Origin of the sequence: Litoribacterium kuwaitense (assembly GCF_011058155.1) — a bacterium.
Taxonomy (GTDB): Bacteria; Bacillota; Bacilli; order Bacillales; family DSM-28697; genus Litoribacterium; species Litoribacterium kuwaitense.
In genome coordinates, this window is record NZ_JAALFC010000019.1 from 16230 (window position 1) to 34024 (window position 17795).

Annotated in this window: 12 protein-coding genes; 11 read left to right on the top strand and 1 reads right to left on the bottom strand. The window is 44.0% G+C overall.

Going from position 1 to position 17795, the window contains the following annotated elements:
• Positions 1-63: 63 nt before the first annotated feature.
• The 10 genes from G4V62_RS10870 (at position 64) to G4V62_RS10915 (ending at position 15652) form a co-directional block, all read left to right on the top strand.
• Positions 64-2325 carry a helix-turn-helix domain-containing protein gene (locus G4V62_RS10870; protein WP_165202115.1) on the top strand — a complete coding sequence of 754 codons (2262 nt, stop codon included), beginning with the start codon at positions 64-66 and terminating at the stop codon, positions 2323-2325.
• Positions 2326-2684: 359 nt separating this feature from the next.
• Positions 2685-3650, top strand: coding sequence for an ABC transporter permease (locus G4V62_RS10875; RefSeq protein WP_165202117.1), 966 nt, complete (start codon positions 2685-2687; stop codon positions 3648-3650).
• A 13-nt stretch (positions 3651-3663) separates the two neighbouring features.
• Positions 3664-4557 carry a carbohydrate ABC transporter permease gene (locus tag G4V62_RS10880; RefSeq protein ID WP_165202119.1) on the top strand — a complete coding sequence of 298 codons (894 nt, stop codon included), beginning with the start codon at positions 3664-3666 and terminating at the stop codon, positions 4555-4557.
• 57 nt (positions 4558-4614) lie between these two features.
• Positions 4615-6216 carry a type 2 periplasmic-binding domain-containing protein gene (locus G4V62_RS10885; protein ID WP_165202121.1) on the top strand — a complete coding sequence of 534 codons (1602 nt, stop codon included), beginning with the start codon at positions 4615-4617 and terminating at the stop codon, positions 6214-6216.
• Between the two features lie 137 nt (positions 6217-6353).
• Positions 6354-8210 carry an endo-1,4-beta-xylanase gene (locus G4V62_RS20600; protein ID WP_165202123.1) on the top strand — a complete coding sequence of 619 codons (1857 nt, stop codon included), beginning with the start codon at positions 6354-6356 and terminating at the stop codon, positions 8208-8210.
• A gap of 141 nt (positions 8211-8351) precedes the next feature.
• Positions 8352-9764 (top strand): sulfatase family protein, encoded by a 1413-nt coding sequence (locus G4V62_RS10895; protein ID WP_165202125.1) that lies wholly within the window; start codon positions 8352-8354, stop codon positions 9762-9764.
• A 75-nt stretch (positions 9765-9839) separates the two neighbouring features.
• Positions 9840-10934 (top strand): Gfo/Idh/MocA family protein, encoded by a 1095-nt coding sequence (locus G4V62_RS10900; protein ID WP_165202127.1) that lies wholly within the window; start codon positions 9840-9842, stop codon positions 10932-10934.
• 22 nt (positions 10935-10956) lie between these two features.
• Positions 10957-12429: a sulfatase-like hydrolase/transferase gene (locus tag G4V62_RS10905; protein ID WP_165202129.1), complete on the top strand. Its 1473-nt coding sequence runs from the start codon at positions 10957-10959 to the stop codon at positions 12427-12429.
• A gap of 6 nt (positions 12430-12435) precedes the next feature.
• Positions 12436-14034 (top strand): sulfatase family protein, encoded by a 1599-nt coding sequence (locus tag G4V62_RS10910; protein WP_165202131.1) that lies wholly within the window; start codon positions 12436-12438, stop codon positions 14032-14034.
• 43 nt (positions 14035-14077) lie between these two features.
• Positions 14078-15652, top strand: a complete 1575-nt coding sequence (locus G4V62_RS10915; RefSeq protein WP_212508746.1) for an arylsulfatase — start codon at positions 14078-14080, stop codon at positions 15650-15652.
• 58 nt (positions 15653-15710) lie between these two features.
• Here the strand turns inward: G4V62_RS10915 and G4V62_RS10920 are convergent, their stop codons facing one another.
• Positions 15711-16730 carry a LacI family DNA-binding transcriptional regulator gene (locus G4V62_RS10920; RefSeq protein WP_165202133.1) on the bottom strand — a complete coding sequence of 340 codons (1020 nt, stop codon included), beginning with the start codon at positions 16728-16730 and terminating at the stop codon, positions 15711-15713.
• Positions 16731-16967: 237 nt separating this feature from the next.
• Here G4V62_RS10920 and G4V62_RS10925 point away from each other — a divergent pair, with 237 nt between their 5' ends.
• The gene (locus G4V62_RS10925) at positions 16968-17792 is read left to right on the top strand and encodes an amidohydrolase family protein (RefSeq protein ID WP_165202135.1); all 825 of its coding nucleotides are present in this window, start codon (positions 16968-16970) and stop codon (positions 17790-17792) included.
• Positions 17793-17795 lie beyond the last annotated feature (3 nt).

Here is a 17795-nt window from a genome sequence, read left to right on the forward strand (position 1 = left end):
TCGATTGATTTTTGGAATGTAAGATCAGTAGCAGCTTGCTTTTAGTGAAGGGAGTTTGTGGAGATGGCATTAAAAAACGTTAAGGACCCTTTATTTTATAAATATCTTCTATCATACATTTTCGTTTTAGGCTTGCCAATCATTATTATTTGGTTCACGTTATTTTCAGATACCCTTCATAAGATAGAGGATTTAGGTGCCGAAGCGAACCGAAAGATGATTTCACAGCTTTCGGAAAGGATTGATACAGAGTTTAGCGACATGATGAAAATATCAAGTAAACTGTCCTACTTCACCGGGTTATATCGTGCGTCTCCTGTTGAGTCAACGCGGAGTCTTGAAAATCGCAGTTTGTTAAATTCGGTCATTAATTCTGAATTTATCGATGAGTTAATTATATATAACTTCAATAAAGAAACGCTGATATCAGACAAAACGTCATACCATATGGAGATATTTGCGAGCACTTATGATTTTTCGCAATGGACAGCTGGTGATGTGTTTGCTGAAATGCAACAGGTGACAAAACCGCAACTATCTGTTGTCCACAAGGTAGATCCAAGTGGAGAAAAAGTAAAGCAATTCGTCTACTTTGTTCCAATTCCCATTAATGCAGTGTATCCACAAGGTATCGCAATGTTCATGATTCAAGAAAGCGCCATCACGCAATTACTGCAAACGACGACAAACCAACAAGGGAATGCATTTATGACAAATGCGTCAGGGAAAGTTTTGACTTCATTAAATCCAGTGGACGCTTTATCTACATACGCTTTTGACCAGCTAAGCTCTTTAGAGAACAAAACAGAGGCGCAGTTCAAGTATAACGATATTAACTATCAAGCATTTTTGGAAACATCTTCGTTTAATGGCTATCATTATGTAACCATTATCCCTCAAGAAGAACTGATGAAGGATGTTCATCAAATTAGAGATCGGGGAGTGATCGTACTCATCCTCATCCTGGTCATCGGGTCAATCATCATCTTTATGTTAATGAAAATGAATTTTATTCCATTAAAAGAACTAATTAAGTATGCTGAATCAAAGTGGGGGTATGTGCAGGCCAATTCGTCGAAAGGCATTGGGAAGATACATGATGCTTTGCAACGGGCGGACCAATTGGGAACTGAGATGAAGGAAAAATTAGAGAAAACAAAACCAGCATTAAGGCAGCAAATGCTAGGTGATCTCTTAAGAGGCATGTTTGATGATGTTGATACTTTTAATGAAGCGGGAAAAGAGATTGACATCCGGCTAGACTGTCATCCGGTTGAGGTGGCTGTCATTGCACTTCCCGATGTCCTAGAAAGTAAGTCATCCATCTTATCCAAGCTTGAAAGCGCCGGTCGTTCTTTGCCGATACAATCTATTTATGTAGTCAGCTTGATTGAACAAAGTCGCCTAGCGGTCATTATGCAGACTGGGGACAAGGTAAAGATCAACAAGCACTTTTGGACACAGTTTCATGAGGGGATTGTGGAACAGCTTGGTGTTGTTCCGACCATCGGTGTAGGAAGATCAAGCAGCGAGTTGAAGCAAGTACCAATGTCATATTTAGAAGCATCGTCTGCCCTGAATGAAGCAAGTAGGTCTGGCCAAGAGGCGGAACAAGTGATGATGTTTGAAAGCATGTCATCATTAGAAGATGAACAGCCTCAAGACCATCTTCACCTTGATGTAGACGAGCTAAGGCAGCTTTTGCTCACGGGAAAGATTTCCGAAGCAAGGGCATTCGTATCTGAGTATATCAACTTAATTATGAACGAAGGCAGTACGTTGTTTAGAGCGACCTGTCAGTGCTTTGATGTGTTGAACACGGTAAGACGAACACTTTATGACATGCCAGGAATTAACCAACAGTTTGTAAAGTTCCCTGACATTATCTCCTTAGCGCAAATTGATACGATTAAAGAGCTCGGCAATGAAGTTTTTTTAGTCGTTGACGATACTTTAAAACAAATAGAGAGTGTGATCAGTGACGACCTTGAAGCGGATATGTTAAAAACGGTCACTCGATATTTGCAGGATCGGATGATGGACGCCAATTTTTCCATTCAAACAATGGCTGAAGAACTTTCATGGTCACCATCTCATTTGCGAAGAAAATTTAAAGATATGACAGGCATGACGATTTCCAATTACGTAAATGAATTAAGAATGAACAAGGCAAAAGAGCTACTCGTTGAAACAGATCAACCAGTTTATGAGATCGTCAAGAGAGTTGGCTATAATGATGTTTCAAGTTTTATACGAAAGTTTAAGCAAGAATCAAAGATGACACCAGGCGAATATCGAAAAGCAGAGCGGATGAGAAATATGTAAAAACATAAAAATAATGAATATGCGAAATTGATCAAAATGTGTGTAAGAGCGCGCATCGCCTGCTGATTTAGCCGGCAGAATCAATTTCGCATATTTGTGTTTCAATGGCAAATTGTCGCGATACCCTTTTATACATATGATTGAAGCACACAAACGACAGCGCTTTCATTTTGTTTGCGTGAGTGATTGAAAGGATCGTGATATGCCTTTTCAAACAGAGATAAGAATACGTGTAAAGATTGGCCAATTGAGTCAATCACGCTTCCGAAAGCACGAGTCAGCCGAATAGATACTTTCGTATGGCAGTCACAAGTTTAACTTGTCTTTTGGGAAGCCATCAAAAAATGAGGAGGGGGAGCATGTTTCCGAAAAAACGGATCTCCGCACAGGCAGATAAGGCTTACGTCGCTCCGGCGAGTTCATGGAATAAGAAGTTTATCAAGATTAAAGTGAACTGGCAGCTTTACGTGTTGCTTTTTCCGACGCTTGTCTATTTTATCTTATTTCAGTACGGTCCGATGTACGGTTTGCAAATTGCGTTTAAGGACTTTTCACCGATGAAAGGCATTTGGGGGAGTGAATGGGTTGGGATCACCCACTTTGAATCCTTTCTTGCTTCACCGCAGTTTTATGATATTTTAAAAAATACATTACTACTCTCGGCATACGAGTTAATTTTGTTTCCAATCCCTGTCATTTTAGCATTGTTAATGAACCAGCTAAGATATCACCGGTTTAAACGATTTGCTCAGACGGTCACGTACGCGCCTCATTTTATTTCTGTTGTTGTCTTAATCGGAATGCTGTATTTATTTTTAGGTGTACGAACTGGGCTAGTGAATATTGGTTTAGAAGCGATCGGATTAGAAGCGATCAACTTCCTAGCGTCACCGGAATGGTTTAAGCATCTGTTCGTCTGGTCTGGCGTCTGGCAAAATGCTGGTTGGGGAACGATTATTTATTTAGCGGCGTTAGCTTCTGTAAGCCCGGAGTTGCATGAGGCGGCTGTTATGGATGGAGCAAGTAAATTCCAACGCATTATCCACATAGATTTGCCGAGTATTATGCCGACGATCGTCATTTTATTACTTTTAAACATGGGGAATTTTATGGCTGTCGGCTTTGAAAAAGCTTACTTAATGCAAAATTCATTAAACGTCGAGTCATCAGAGATCATCCAAACATTTGTTTACAAACGAGGTATTCTGAATACTCAGTATAGTTACTCAGCGGCGGTTGGATTGTTTAATAATGTCATTAATTTTATTATTTTGTTATCAATGAACCGTTTAGCGAAGATGATGAAACAGAATTCTCTATGGTAAGGAGGAACATACGATGAATGAAACTTGGAGAAGAAGCAGGGCTGATCGTCTCTTTGACATGGCAAATATAGTGTTCTTCTGTATCCTGCTTTTGGTTATCCTATATCCCTTATATTTTATCATCATCGCATCCATTAGTGATCCTGATGCTGTAAATCAAGGGCTCACCTTTCTATTGCCGAAGGATATCACTTTTGAAGGGTATAAAAGCATTTTTCAAGATGCGCGAATATGGCAAGGTTTTATGAATTCTTTTGTCTATATGATTGTTGGGACCATCATTAAGTTGTCTTTAACGATCACTGCTGGGTATGCGCTTTCAAGGCATGACCTCATTGGGCGAAACTTCTTTATGATGATGATCGTTTTTACGATGTTCTTCCAAGGAGGGCTGATCCCAACCTATTTACTTGTTCAAGGGCTAGGAATTGATAACAGCCTTTGGGCGATGGTTTTGCCTGGGGCGGTTAATGTCTTTCAGTTGATCATTGCCCGGACCTTCTTTCAATTTTCAATTCCCGAGGAACTGCGTGAAGCCTCATTTATTGACGGGTGTAGCAATTGGAAATTTTTCTTCAAAATTGTTATTCCGCTATCGATGCCCATTATTGCGGTCGTTGGATTGTTTAGTGCTGTAGGTGAATGGAATGCTTATTTTCCTGCACTCGTCTATTTGCGTGATGAGGCGTTGCATCCATTGCAGTTGATTTTAAGATCGATTCTTATTCAGAGTGAAGCGCAGAGTGCGATGCTCGATGATTCACTGGATGCACAGCTCTATTTAAAAGCAGCTGAACAAATCAAATATGGCGTCATTATCGTCGCCAGCCTACCCATGCTCATTCTTTACCCGTTTGTCCAAAAGTATTTTGTCCACGGTGTTATGATCGGTTCTGTCAAAGGTTAAGTGACGAGGCAGAGTCGGTGATAAGATAAATCATGAAAAAGAAGAGGAGGATGCGGTGTGTCCCGACGTATGTTGCTGAAGTTTGCGACGGTATTCGGTTTAAGTGCAATACTGTTGCTCGGAGGGTGCGGTGGTCAAAATGCCAATCAAGATGCTGAAAATGCGGAACCGAAAGAGGTTAACTTTCCTTTAGAAGAGCCGGTGACCTTATCCATGTATGCTGTGAAAAATCCGTTTCAAAAGAAGGAGTACAATGACCTTGAGTTTTTTAAACAGCTAGAGGAACAATCGAATGTGCAAATTGATTGGACTTTGACGACGAGCCAAAACAATCGAGAGAAGGTCAACCTAGCGATTGCGAGTAATGATCTTCCTGACGCCTTTTACGGCTCAAGTACGCTAAATAACATTGAACAGCAAGCGGCCGACGGCGTCATTATCCCTTTGGAGGATTTAATAGAAGAATATGCTCCGAACATCCAAAAGGTTTTTGAAAAACGACCTGATTTAAAGAATGTGGTCACTGACCCTGACGGACATATTTACAGCTTGCCAAATGCGATATTTCATACTGACAACAACATGATTCCAGCAGCGATGTACATTAACAAAAAATGGTTAGATGAATTAAATTTAGAAATGCCAACGACGACAGATGAGTTTTACGAAGTGTTAAAAGCGTTTCGCGATAACGATCCGAATGGGAACGGTGAGGCTGATGAAATTCCATTAAGCTTTCTCGATATGAAACACCATTTCTATAGTGCATTGCCGTTAGCGGGGGCGTTTGGTAAGAGCTATCCGCCTTGGTCCAATGTGTGGCACGTGGAGGACGGAGAAGTTTCGTATGCGCCGGCCCTTCCAGAGAACAGAGACTTTCTCATCTATTTAAACAAACTATATAAAGAAGGATTAATTGATCAAGAGATATTTACTCATAATGTGAGCGTGTATCAGTCGAAGCTCAAAAGTGAAACGCCGATTGTCGGAGCATTCTTTGGCTGGAGTGATTTTGCAACGCTAGGGAGTACGGATACCGAATATGTCGAGCTAATGCCGCTGGAAGGACCGAATGGCGATCGAGGTTGGCCAATTCAGGACAACAATTACAGCGTCTCTGCCTTTAGCATTACAAGTACGAACGAGCAGCCTGAAATTACGATGAAGTGGATCGACCAAGTCTATGATCCTCTCACTAGCTTTCAGTCTGATCTAGGTATGATTGGTACAGCATGGAAAGACGAAGGCGGACAGCTTAAACAAATTCCAATTCCTGAAGGCATGACGGATATGGATGTCCGCGTAAGCGAAGCTCCAGGACCTCAAGGTGTAGCTGTTGTCTTACCGGATGATGTCGATGCTGAAGAAACAGAAAATGTTAAAGTCAAAGCCGCGATCAATGAAAAATATAAACCATTTACGCCTGATGAGTGGTATCCGAAGTCATTTTTAACTTCAAAGGAAGATCAAGCTGTCATTGAGCAGTGGGGTATTGAAGTAGATAGCCCGAATGGCTTCCTGGAGCAGTCGATTGCCAACATCATTCTTGGTGATGACCCAGAAGGTGATTGGAATGAAATGGTTGAAGGGTTCGAGCGATTAAATTTGGAAGAACGTTTGCAAGTTGCCCAAAAATATTACGATCAAATTAGAAAATAACTCGAGAAAGACGGAACGCGGAATAGGCAATCCGAAGAGGTTTACTGCATATTATTCCGCGTTTTCACTCTAATCAAAGGGATTGCATCGAGACTGTCATAGCGCTATATGATCAAAAATAAGGGGTTGATCAATTCGTGATCAAGTATATGAGTCTCATCGTATTATTGGTTTCATCAGTTTTTCTCGGGACGAGTGGCTTTGCCTATGCAGAAAGTCTTGCGTCCAACAAGGCGACAGAGGATTTAGACGACCTGCTTGAAGACCTCCCCGAAGGAACCTCTGTATGGGGAGATGCATCGCCTTTAGATGAAGTAGAGCCAGTAAGTAATGACCGTTATACGATCAGACATGTAGATGTAACAGATCGTCCTTACTCGAAGGCACTGCAAATCGAGCTGCCAGCGCAAGCAAAGGGAATCTTTTCTGTCCCTGTCAAAATGCCCTTTCAATATGAGGTGGATGAGGGCGACGTCATGCTGCTTGCCTTTGACATGAGAACACTTCGGTCTGAGGATGAATCAAGTCTTGGCAGTGTGCAATCCCAAGTGCGGATAGATCCAGAAGAAATGCCTGCGGACATGGCGAAGCTCTACAGCGCTGATAGCGATTGGAAGACCTTTTTTATGCCTTTTGAAGCACTCCGCTCATCTAAAAATGACCAGGAGTCGTTAGCCAATTTGTTTTTTGGATTTAAAGCCCAGACTGTTGAAGTGGCTAATGTCAGATTACTCCATTATGGAGATCGTGTTGCGCTCGATGATTTGCCGGTAATGAAGACGACTTATCCCGGGATGGAAGAGGGGGCTTCTTGGCGCGAAGAAGCAGACGAGCGAATCGATGATATTCGCAAGGCGGACATCAAAGTGACTGTAAAAGATGAGAAGGGAAAGCCTCTTCGCCACGCAAACGTAGATATTGAGCAACAGCGTCATGCCTTTGGTTTTGGTGGATCTTTCACGGCCAGTAAAATTTATGGGCCCAGGGCAACTGTAACACCTTCAGAAAAGCAAGATTATTTAAATACGTTCAAAAGGACATTTAATAAAGCTGTTTTTCCAAACGAATTAAAGTGGAAGCACTATGACAATTTAGGTGTTGAATCCGTACCAATGGCACTAGATTGGCTCGATCGCAAGCAAATCCCTGTCCGTGGGCATGCGTTAATTTGGGCGCACTGGAAGCGAGTGCCGGAAGAGCTGAAAGAGCAGTTAGAGGATGACCCTGAAAAGCTTCGCGAAGTGACAAACGACCATGTCACTGAATACGTCGACCGCTGGAGAGGACGGGTTCCTGAATGGGATGTGTTGAATGAGCCGTATTCCCAGCACGAATTTATGGATATTGCCGGTGAGGATATTATGATCGATTGGTTTGAAAGTGCAAGGGCGGCTGATCCTAACGCGAAGCTTTACGTCAATGATTATGCAATTCTAGCGGGCAGAGATTATGCACATCAAGATAGTTATTATGACACCATCGAATATCTGATCGACAATGGTGCACCGTTGGATGGGATTGGGATGCAAAGTCATTTTAAATCGATCACCGAGCCTGAGGAAATATTAAGACGACTTGATCGTTTTGCAACCTTTGGTAAAGACATTCAAATGACCGAGTTTACGATCCAAGAAAATGATCCAGTGGCAAAAGAGCAATTTACCCGGGACTTTCTCACAACTGCATTTAGCCATCCTTCTGTAAATGGTGTTGTCACTTGGAGCTTTTGGGACAAATTTAACGATGACGGTTTATACACGAAGGACTGGACGTTAACGCCGAATGGCAAGGCATGGATGGATATGATCTATAACGAATGGTGGACAGACGAATCGGTGAAAAGTGATAAAGAAGGCTCAGTGGAGACACGCGGCTTTTTAGGAGATTATCACATGACAGTAACCTATAAAGGAATTGAAGAAAGGCTGAGCTTTAATTTAGCAGAAGATGGAGAGGAAATCGAGGTCATCATTGATCGGAAAAGCAGGAGCTAACACGTTTTTAGACGAAGTTGTATGAGAATTGCCACTTTTCCAGATCGTCTGCGTACAGGTGGCTAAACTTGTGAACCCCCTGTACGCTTTTCAAACATGAAAAAGTGAAAGAAAAAATCAACCGATCATGGAGGGTTAGAAATGAATCAGCAGCGACCAAATATCGTATTTATTATGAGTGACGACCATGCTGCCCACGCGATGAGCTGTTATGGAAGTAAGATTAATGAAACGCCGAATATCGATCGCATTGCGAATGAAGGAATGCGCTTCGATAACTGTTTTTGTACCAATTCCATTTGTGCACCAAGCCGAGCGGCGATCTTAACAGGGAAATACAATCATGAATGTGGGGTAAGAACGCTTGATGAGCCTTTTGATGCAAGACAGCAATCACTGCCAAAGATTTTTCAAGAAAATGGATATCAGACTGCAATGATTGGCAAATGGCATTTAGGCCATGGAGGCATTAGTGACCCACAAGGCTTCGACTATTGGAATGTTTTTGTTAATCAAGGTTTCTATCATCAGCCCAAAATGATTGAAATGGGTGAAGAAAAGGTATTTCAAGGCTATGCAACGGATCTCGTTACAGATTTTTCAATGGATTGGCTCGACAATCGGGATACAGACAAACCGTTTCTCCTTTTTTGTCATCATAAAGCCCCTCATCGCCCGTGGGAGCCAGATGAAAAGCATGCACATATGTATGAAGATGTACATATTCCGGAGCCTGAGACATTCAATGATGATTATGCCAATCGTTCTGAAGCGGCCAAAGCAGCCAAAATGAGAATGTCAGATTTACGGCCAAAAGATTTAAAAGAAGACATTCCCGAAGGCTTGACGCCAGAAGAAGAAAATTCGTGGCGATATCAGCGTTATATTAAAGATTATTTACGTTGTGTTGCCTCTGTAGATGACAATGTTGGCCGGCTACTTGACTATTTAGATGAGCAAGGACTTACAGACAGTACGATCATCGTATATACGTCAGATCAAGGCTTTTTCCTCGGAGATCACGGTTGGTTTGACAAGCGGTTTATGTATGAAGAGTCGCTGCGGATGCCATTTGTCATTCGCTATCCACAGGCAATTAAGGCGGGTAGCGTAAGTGAAGATATGATTTTAAATGTCGATTTTGCGCCAACATTTCTTACGTATGCTGGTATTGATGTGCCAGCGGATATGCAGGGGGTCAATTTTCAAACGTTACTAGAAGGGAAAACACCGGATCACTGGCGGGACTCGATGTATTATCGCTACTGGATGCATTGTGATCATGAGCATAACGTTCATTCCCATTACGGTATTCGTACCCATACCCACAAGCTGATTTATTATTATGGTGAAGCATATGGGCTAGCTGGATCACAAGATATTCCGACAGCACCGGAGTGGGAGCTATTTGACCTTGAAAACGATCCATATGAAATGAAAAATGTGTATGGCGAGCCCGAGTATGAAGAGACGTTTCAAAAATTAAAGGCTGAGTTAGAGCAATTGCAAAGAGAGCTTGGCGATGAGCCTGTTCATTCAATTGCAGGGGCATAACGGAAGAAAAAGGGGGCATTGTACAACGGTGTCCCCTGATTGTCAGAGCGAGTAAACAATAAAGGAGAAACCATCATGGCGAAAAAATTAAAGTTTGGAATTATTGGGGCGAGCCGGATTTTTGAAAAACAGCATTTGCAGCCTTTGATGAACCATCCAGAGGTTGACATCGTTGCTGTGTGTGATCCGAACCTAGAAAGAGCAGAGACATGCGCCAAGCTATGTCATGTAACTCAAGTCTATGATGATTATCAAGCGCTTTTAGCACGTGATGACATTGATGCTGTCGATATTTGTACACCGAATGCTTTTCATTCGACGATTTCCATTGACGCTTTACGTCAAGGAAAGCATGTGTTTTGTGAAAAGCCAGATGCGATCAGTCCCGAAAAAGCCTATGAAATGATGAAAGCCGCAGAAGAAAGCGGAAAAAAGCTAATGGTGATGCGAAACAACCGATTTGTTCCGAGCTTTCAATTCCTCAAAGAGTTTATAGACTCAGGAAAAATGGGTGAGGTTTACACCGGTCGTTGCGGCTGGGTTCGGCAACGAGGCATTCCAGGAAAAGGCGGCTGGTTTACGACGAAAGACATGTCTGGAGGCGGACCGTTGATTGACCTCGGTGTCCATATGATTGATTTAGCGGTTTGGTTGATGGGACACCCGACACCAGTGGCTGTGAGTGGGGCGACGTATACGAAATTTGCCGATGATTCCCATAAAAATGAGAGTGGTTTTGGTGAAGCGCAGCAAGGTGGCACGTTTGATGTGGAGGATTTGGCGACAGGGTTTATACGTTTTGCGAATAACGCGACGCTGCAAATCGAATTTAGCTGGGCTTCTAATGTGATAGAAGAAGGAAGTTTTGTAGAGCTTAGGGGGACGAAAGCAGGATTTTCTTGGAAAAAGGGCGAGCTGCAGCTGATTTCTGAAGACAATGGTGAGCTTGTACATACACAGCCAACATTTTCAGAACAGCAACATGTGAACGGCCATGAAGAAAATTTGCACCACTTTGTTGATTGTGTTCTCCATCACGCTGACCCAGTTTTTCAGCCGCAGGAAGGGGTCGACTTAATCAAAATTCTGGCAGCAATTTATCAATCTGCTGAGCTGAAAAGAGAGGTTCTTCTTACCGGAGAGGCTACGGTTGCGCATGTAGAGCAGTAAAGTAGAAAAAAGAGGTGGCGAGGTGGAGAAACCTAATATCATTTTAGTGATGACTGATCAGCATCGGGGAGATTTTATGGGTTGTATGGGGTCAACGATCGTAAAAACACCTCATATGGACCAGATGGCAGAAGAAGGTGTCCTGTTTACACGCAGCTACTGCAATTCCCCGTTATGTGTCCCGTCACGTATGTCAATGCTGACAGGACGCTATCCGCACGAAACAAACGTGTTTGACAATAACGACCATTTAGCGTCCGACATGCCGACGATGGCACACGCACTTTCATTAGGTGGCTATGACACTGTTTTATGCGGCAGAATGCATTTTGTCGGTCCTGACCAAAGGCATGGCTATGGAAAAAGGTTCGTCGGTGACATTACACCAAGCTATCCAGGCGGACCAATGACAGAATATGGCTCTTTAGAGGGGACAGCTGGTCAAGGTTTGCGGTCTATTCAACAGGCAGGCGCGGGTACGTCCCCAGTCATTCGTTATGATGAAGAAGTCACGACAGCGTGCGAGCATTTTTTAGAAAAGAACCGGGAAAGCAAGAAGCCATTTTTTCTGACGGTCGGTTATTACGGACCACATCATCCCTATGTTTGTCCGGAGCCTTATTTTTCCGAGGCGATGGCTCGGATCAAAGACGACGACTCAACTCTAATCCCAACAGAACATCGTCCGGCTCACCCGTGGTACGATCAATGGCTTAAAAGGCTGAAAGCGAATGAAATGACGGAGCAGCAATTGTTGAAAGCTCGGGCTGCCTACGCTGGGCTCGTCTCACTCATGGATGTTCACCTTGGCCGTGTGCTCAAAGCAGCTAAACAGACAGCGCGCGAAACGATCATCCTCTATACGAGTGATCATGGAGATATGGCTGGTGATCATGGGATGTTTTGGAAACGAAATCTTCTTGAAGGTGCGATCCACATCCCGATGATTTGGACGTCAATTCCCGGAACGACACATCAGACAACACGTATTGGGCAAGGGAGGCGTGTTGATGTACCTGTGAGTCTGCTAGACATTGCACCGACTTTCACAGCGCTTGGACATGCACCTCCTTTACCGCACGTGTCTGGAGATGATGTGAGTGAGCTAATAGGCGAAAAGGAGGTCGATCACAAGAAGTGGCTTAATCGTCCGCTGTTTTGTGAGCTTGCGACGCTGCAAGATTCAGCGAACCGTGCCGTTATTTGTGAGTACATGAAACTCATTACCTTTTATGGTCATCAAGACGCCCTCTTATTTGATTTAAAAAACGACCCTAATGAAAAACACGATCTCAGTAATGATCCGAGGTATGCAGACGTTAAAGAGGCATTGGCGGCACTCGGGAAAGAAGGTTGGCAACCTCGCCACATCATTGCACAAATGAGGAATAAACAATCTTCCCTTGCTTATATGAGGGCCTGGGGAAAGCAAGTCGGTATGGGGCGAATGGATTTATGGACAGATGAAGAGTTTTTAGAAACGAGAGGTGAATGAACAGGCATGGAACGACCAAATATCGTGTGGATTTCATTAGAAGACACGAGCCCGCGTTTTGGGTGCTATGGAGATGACGTCGCGCGCACACCACATATTGATCGGCTAGCCTCCGAGGGAACGGTGTTTACGCAAGCCTTTGCGACGGCAGGTGTTTGTGCCCCAAGTCGATCAGCCATTATTACAGGGATGTACCAAACTTCCATTGGGACACATCATATGAGGACGACGCATACAAATGTGGCGACGCCAGAATTACCGACGCCTTATGAAGCCGTCGTTCCTCACTATGTGAAGGCGTTTACCGAATACTTGCGAGCAGCAGGCTATTATTGTACAAACAATAAAAAAACCGATTATCAATTTCATGCGCCTTTTACGGCGTGGGATGAGCTTGGCGACCAGGCGCATTGGCGCAATCGAAAAGAAGGACAACCGTTCTTTTCGGTGTTTAATCCGACGTTGACCCATGAAAGTGGGATGTGGCCGGAAAAAGAGCGTCATCCGCTCGAGACGGATCCGAATGATGTCGAGCTGCCTCCGTATTTGCCGGACACTTTAAAGTGTAGAGAAGCATTGGCGCGACATTATGACAATATCGCTGACTCTGACAACATTGTCGGTGACATTTTGCAACAGCTCGAGGACGACGGCTTGCGTGAGAATACGATTGTTTTTTTATGGAGCGATCACGGAGAAGGGCTGCCACGCGCAAAAAGATGGCCGTACGATGCTGGTATTCGTATTCCGCTGATTGTACGTTGGCCAGGGCAGGTGGCCTCTAAAACCGTGTCGGATCAGTTGGTCAGTCTTGTTGACTTAGCGCCAACCGTGCTTTCTTTAGCCGGTATCAATGTTCCCGCTCATTTGGAAGGACAGTCTTTTTTAGGAGATGATGCTGTCGGGCGCGACTATATTTTTGCGACGAGAGATCGCTACGATGAATCATATGACATGGTGCGTGCGATCCGAGACGACCAATTTAAATACATCCGTCACTATGATCCTAATCTTCCTTATCTATTATGGATTCCCTATCAAAATAAGCATCCCGTTCAACAAGAGCTTTGGCGCCTTTATGCCGCAGGAAAGCTCGAGGACCAACAGCGCATTTTGTTTAACGAACGCGCGGCAGAAGAATTGTATGATTTGCAGAATGACCCGCATGAGGTCAATAATTTAGCAGCAAATCCAGTTTATCAGGAGCGGTTAGAAACGATGCGTCTTGCTTTAGACGAATGGCGGCAGCGTACTGGCGATTTAGGTGAGCTGTCAGAGACAGAGCTGGTTGAGCGCTTTTGGCCAGGGGGTGTACAGCCTGAAACAGCTGTGCCACTTCTCATCCCTGTGACCGAAGACGACCCTGGCGTTACACCTTCTGAGGGAGGGACATTTAAGGAGCCATTTCTGCTTCAATTGCATTGTGCCACCCAAGGCGCGTCGATTGCGTACACACTGGAAAATGGAGCAGATGCACGCTGGGAATTGTACACGAAGCCTTTGTTACTGACCGAGCATACGACAACCATTCGCGTGAAAGCGTCACGAATTGGTTATAAGGACAGCCATGAACGAACGTCTACATTTACGATAAGGGTGAAATAAACGGGATCATTTGAGTTTCTCAACCACAATAGGAGGGATGATGATGGCGCAGCCCAACGTATTAATCATTTTGAATGACGATATGGGTTTTTCCGATATTGGTTGTTACGGAGGAGAAATTGAAACACCAAACCTCGATCGTTTAGCGATGAACGGCCTGCGATTTTCACAATTTTACAATACAGCAAGATGCAGTCCTTCAAGGGCGTCGCTATTAACCGGGCTTCATCCACATCAAACAGGGATTGGGATTTTAACTGATGACCAACGACCGGACGGTTATCCAGGAAATCTGAATCGCCAGTGTGTAACGATCGCAGAAGTATTAAAGCAGGGTGGATATCGCACGTATATGAGTGGGAAGTGGCATCTGGCCAATGACATTCATGAAGAAAATCATACGTGGCCGCTGCAACGGGGATTTGACCGTTTTTATGGCACTTTAGCAGGAGCAGGAAGCTATTTTCGCCCGCTCACATTAAGGCGGGATAACGAAAATATTGATGATGAAGACTTAGCTGACGATTTTTATTATACTGATGAGATGAGCAGGCAAGCCGTAGCCTTTTTAGCGGATCACCATGAGCAGCATGAAGACGATCCTTTCTTTATGTACGTTGCTTATACTGCCCCTCATTGGCCATTGCACGCAAAAGAGGAAGACATCGAAAAGTATAAAGGGCGTTTTAATGAAGGATGGGATGTGCTACGAGAGGAACGGTTTAAGCGCTTATATGAATTAGGCATATTAGATGAAAGCAGTTCGTTAAGTACGAGAGATCCATCTCTGCCTGCTTGGGATGAGGCTGATCATAAAGAATGGCTCCTCAGATGCATGGAAGTGTATGCAGCACAAATCGATGCCATGGACCAAGGGATCGGCACGATCATCGATCAGCTGGAAGAGACGGGTAAACTTGAGCAGACAATCATTCTCTTTCTTTCCGATAATGGTGGGTGTGCGGAAGTGTTGCAGCCGCAAATGCGCACGAATGTCCTCAAGAAAAAAGTCGCACCGGTGGTGACTAAAGACGGCGAAGAAGTTGTGTTTGGCAATCGTCCAGACGTTATGCCTGGCGGCGAAGATAGTTACCAGAGCTACGGCGTGGCGTGGGCAAACTTATCAAATACACCTTTCCGTCTCTACAAGCATTGGGTTCATGAAGGTGGAATTGCGACACCTTTGATCGTACATTGGCCGGAAGAAGTCGTCGAGCAAGGAAGGATTGTTCATGAGCCGTTTCAATTGACCGATATTATGCCAACCATACTAGAGATCACAAAGACAGATGATTGTGAACTACTCGATAGGAACGAATTGCATCCGTTAGAAGGGCAAAGCTTTGCACCAGTTTTTACTGGTGAGACTGTTGAGAAAGAGGCGCTTTTTTGGGAGCATGAAGGAAATGGCGCAGTTCGTATCGGAGATTGGAAGCTTGTCAGAAAGTATCCACAAGCTTGGGAGCTGTATCATTTGGGCAAGGACAGATCAGAAATGACAAATTTAGCTGATACATTTCCCGATAAGGTGGCAGAGATGAAGACGCAATACGAAGAATGGGCAAGGCGCTGCGACGTCATTCCGAGAGAGCAGATTTTGCGTCATATGCAGAAATAACGATAACTAGTGGACACCTCTGATGAAGTGTCCACTTTTGCTTGGGGAGAAGGACGGCTTAAGCTAACGGTGCGCCTCTCCATTCGTTTGTCGATCTTCTCACGTGTAAAGTCGGTTTAAACTGTTCTTGCTGTACGGCCTCTGGGTCCTTAATTTGTTCTAAAATACATTCGACAGCACGCTGCCCCATCGCATAGGGTGGCTGCGATACGGTCGTTAAAAAAGGCTCAATATAAGATGGCAACAGTAATTCATCAAAGCAAGCAACGGCAATGTCTTCAGAAATTGTAAGGTCATGATCCGCCAATGTTTTCAGAAGCTGATCAGCAATAAAATTGTTCGCAGCCACAACAGCTGTAGGACGTTCGGCGGGCTCCATCTGTAAAAAAGACCACGTGTTGCTCTGCTTCGAAAGGTGATAGTGGCTTTCAACGATCAACCGCTTGTCGACGGAGAGGCCATTTGCTCGCAGCGTTGCTTTATAAGCTTCATTTCGTTCCCGCGAGGTTGAAATGTTTAACGGGGCGTGAATCATTGCGATCCGTCGATGCCCTTGATCAATAAGGTGTTGGACAAGCTGTCGGGTTCCTTCTTTACTGTCACCTGTCACATGACTGCATTCAATGCCCCGAATGTTACGGTCTAATAAAGTAAACGGGACGCCGGCTTGTCGAAGTGAAGAAATAGAGTCTAAAGATTCATCACCAGAAGGAACGAGCATGACACCGTCAATCCGTTTACCAAGTAAAGCGAGAATATACGATTTTTCTTTCGCTATATTTTCATCCGTGTTGCATAGGAGTAGCTGATACCCTTGTTTGTTGGCTTCATCCTCTGCACCACGGGTCATTTGTGTGAAAAAGGGGTTAGTAATGTCGGTAACAAGCAAAGCCAGTGTTTTCATTCGGTTGGCTTGTAAGCTTTGAGCGATTGTATTTGGGACGTAATTCAATTCTTGAATCGCTTGCTCAACCTTTTCCCGAGTCTCTTTGCTGACATTTTTTTTCTGATTAATGACTCTTGACACCGTCATTGTTGAAACGTTAGCCAGCTTTGCAATATCATAAATCGTTACCATTGTAGATGAACTCCCTTCAAATCTCTCTATACTTTCATACCTTAAAACAATTGACGCTTTAATCATAGTCTGATAATGTAATGTTACCGGTAACACATCATGAAAATCAAGTTTTCTTTTGAAACATTATAATGAAAGCAAGTGAAGGCACCGCTCTGCTACGCCGTGGATGGCATACATATATGTGAAGCGGCGGCTGATGTCTCAATTTTTCGACTCTCATGGAGGTGTGACGTTGTGATTGATGGTCACCAGCACTTTTGGAAGCTCGCGCGCGGAGATTATCCGTGGCCAACAGAAAATGAGCCATTATTGTATCGAGATTATGCCCCTGAGGAGTTACTGCCGTTGTTGCAAGCCAATGGTGTAGAGGGAACCGTCGCTGTCCAAGCAGCACCGTCAATGAAAGAAACTGAGTATTTGTTACGTCTTGCCGATGAGCATCAATGGATTCTAGGGGTCGTAGGCTGGCTTGACTTAACAAGTGACCAGTTTTATGAACATCTGAAAGCGTTTTTAAAGTATCCTAAATTTAAAGGGCTTCGTCCGATGCTGCAAGACTTACATGATGAATGGTTGTTTCAGCCAAACGTGCTTGAAAATCTTGAGCTTACCGTGAACGAAGGGGTTCCGCTTGACTTTTTAATCGTTCATCGCCAGCTTCCTATCGTGAAAAAATGTATGGAACGTTTCCCGCAAATGAAAGCCGTCATTGATCACTTTGGAAAGCCGGATATTGCGCAACAGCAATTGCACCCTTGGATGGAGGATATCGAGGCGCTGGCTTCATATCCACATCTATACATTAAGATGTCTGGTCTCGTAACAGAGGCAAAAGGTGATTGGACAGAAGACGATTTCTCTCCGTACGTGCGCCATGTCGTCAATACGTTTGGTCCTGATCGTATGTTGTTTGGTAGCGATTGGCCAGTCTGTAAGCTCGCAGCCTCGTATGAAGAAGTGTTGCAATTAGTTAAAAATCAGCTTCTTGCTCATCATTTGACTCAAGCGCAATGGGCATCAATTTTTAAAGATAATGCTAGAGAATTTTATCAACTGTAAAGG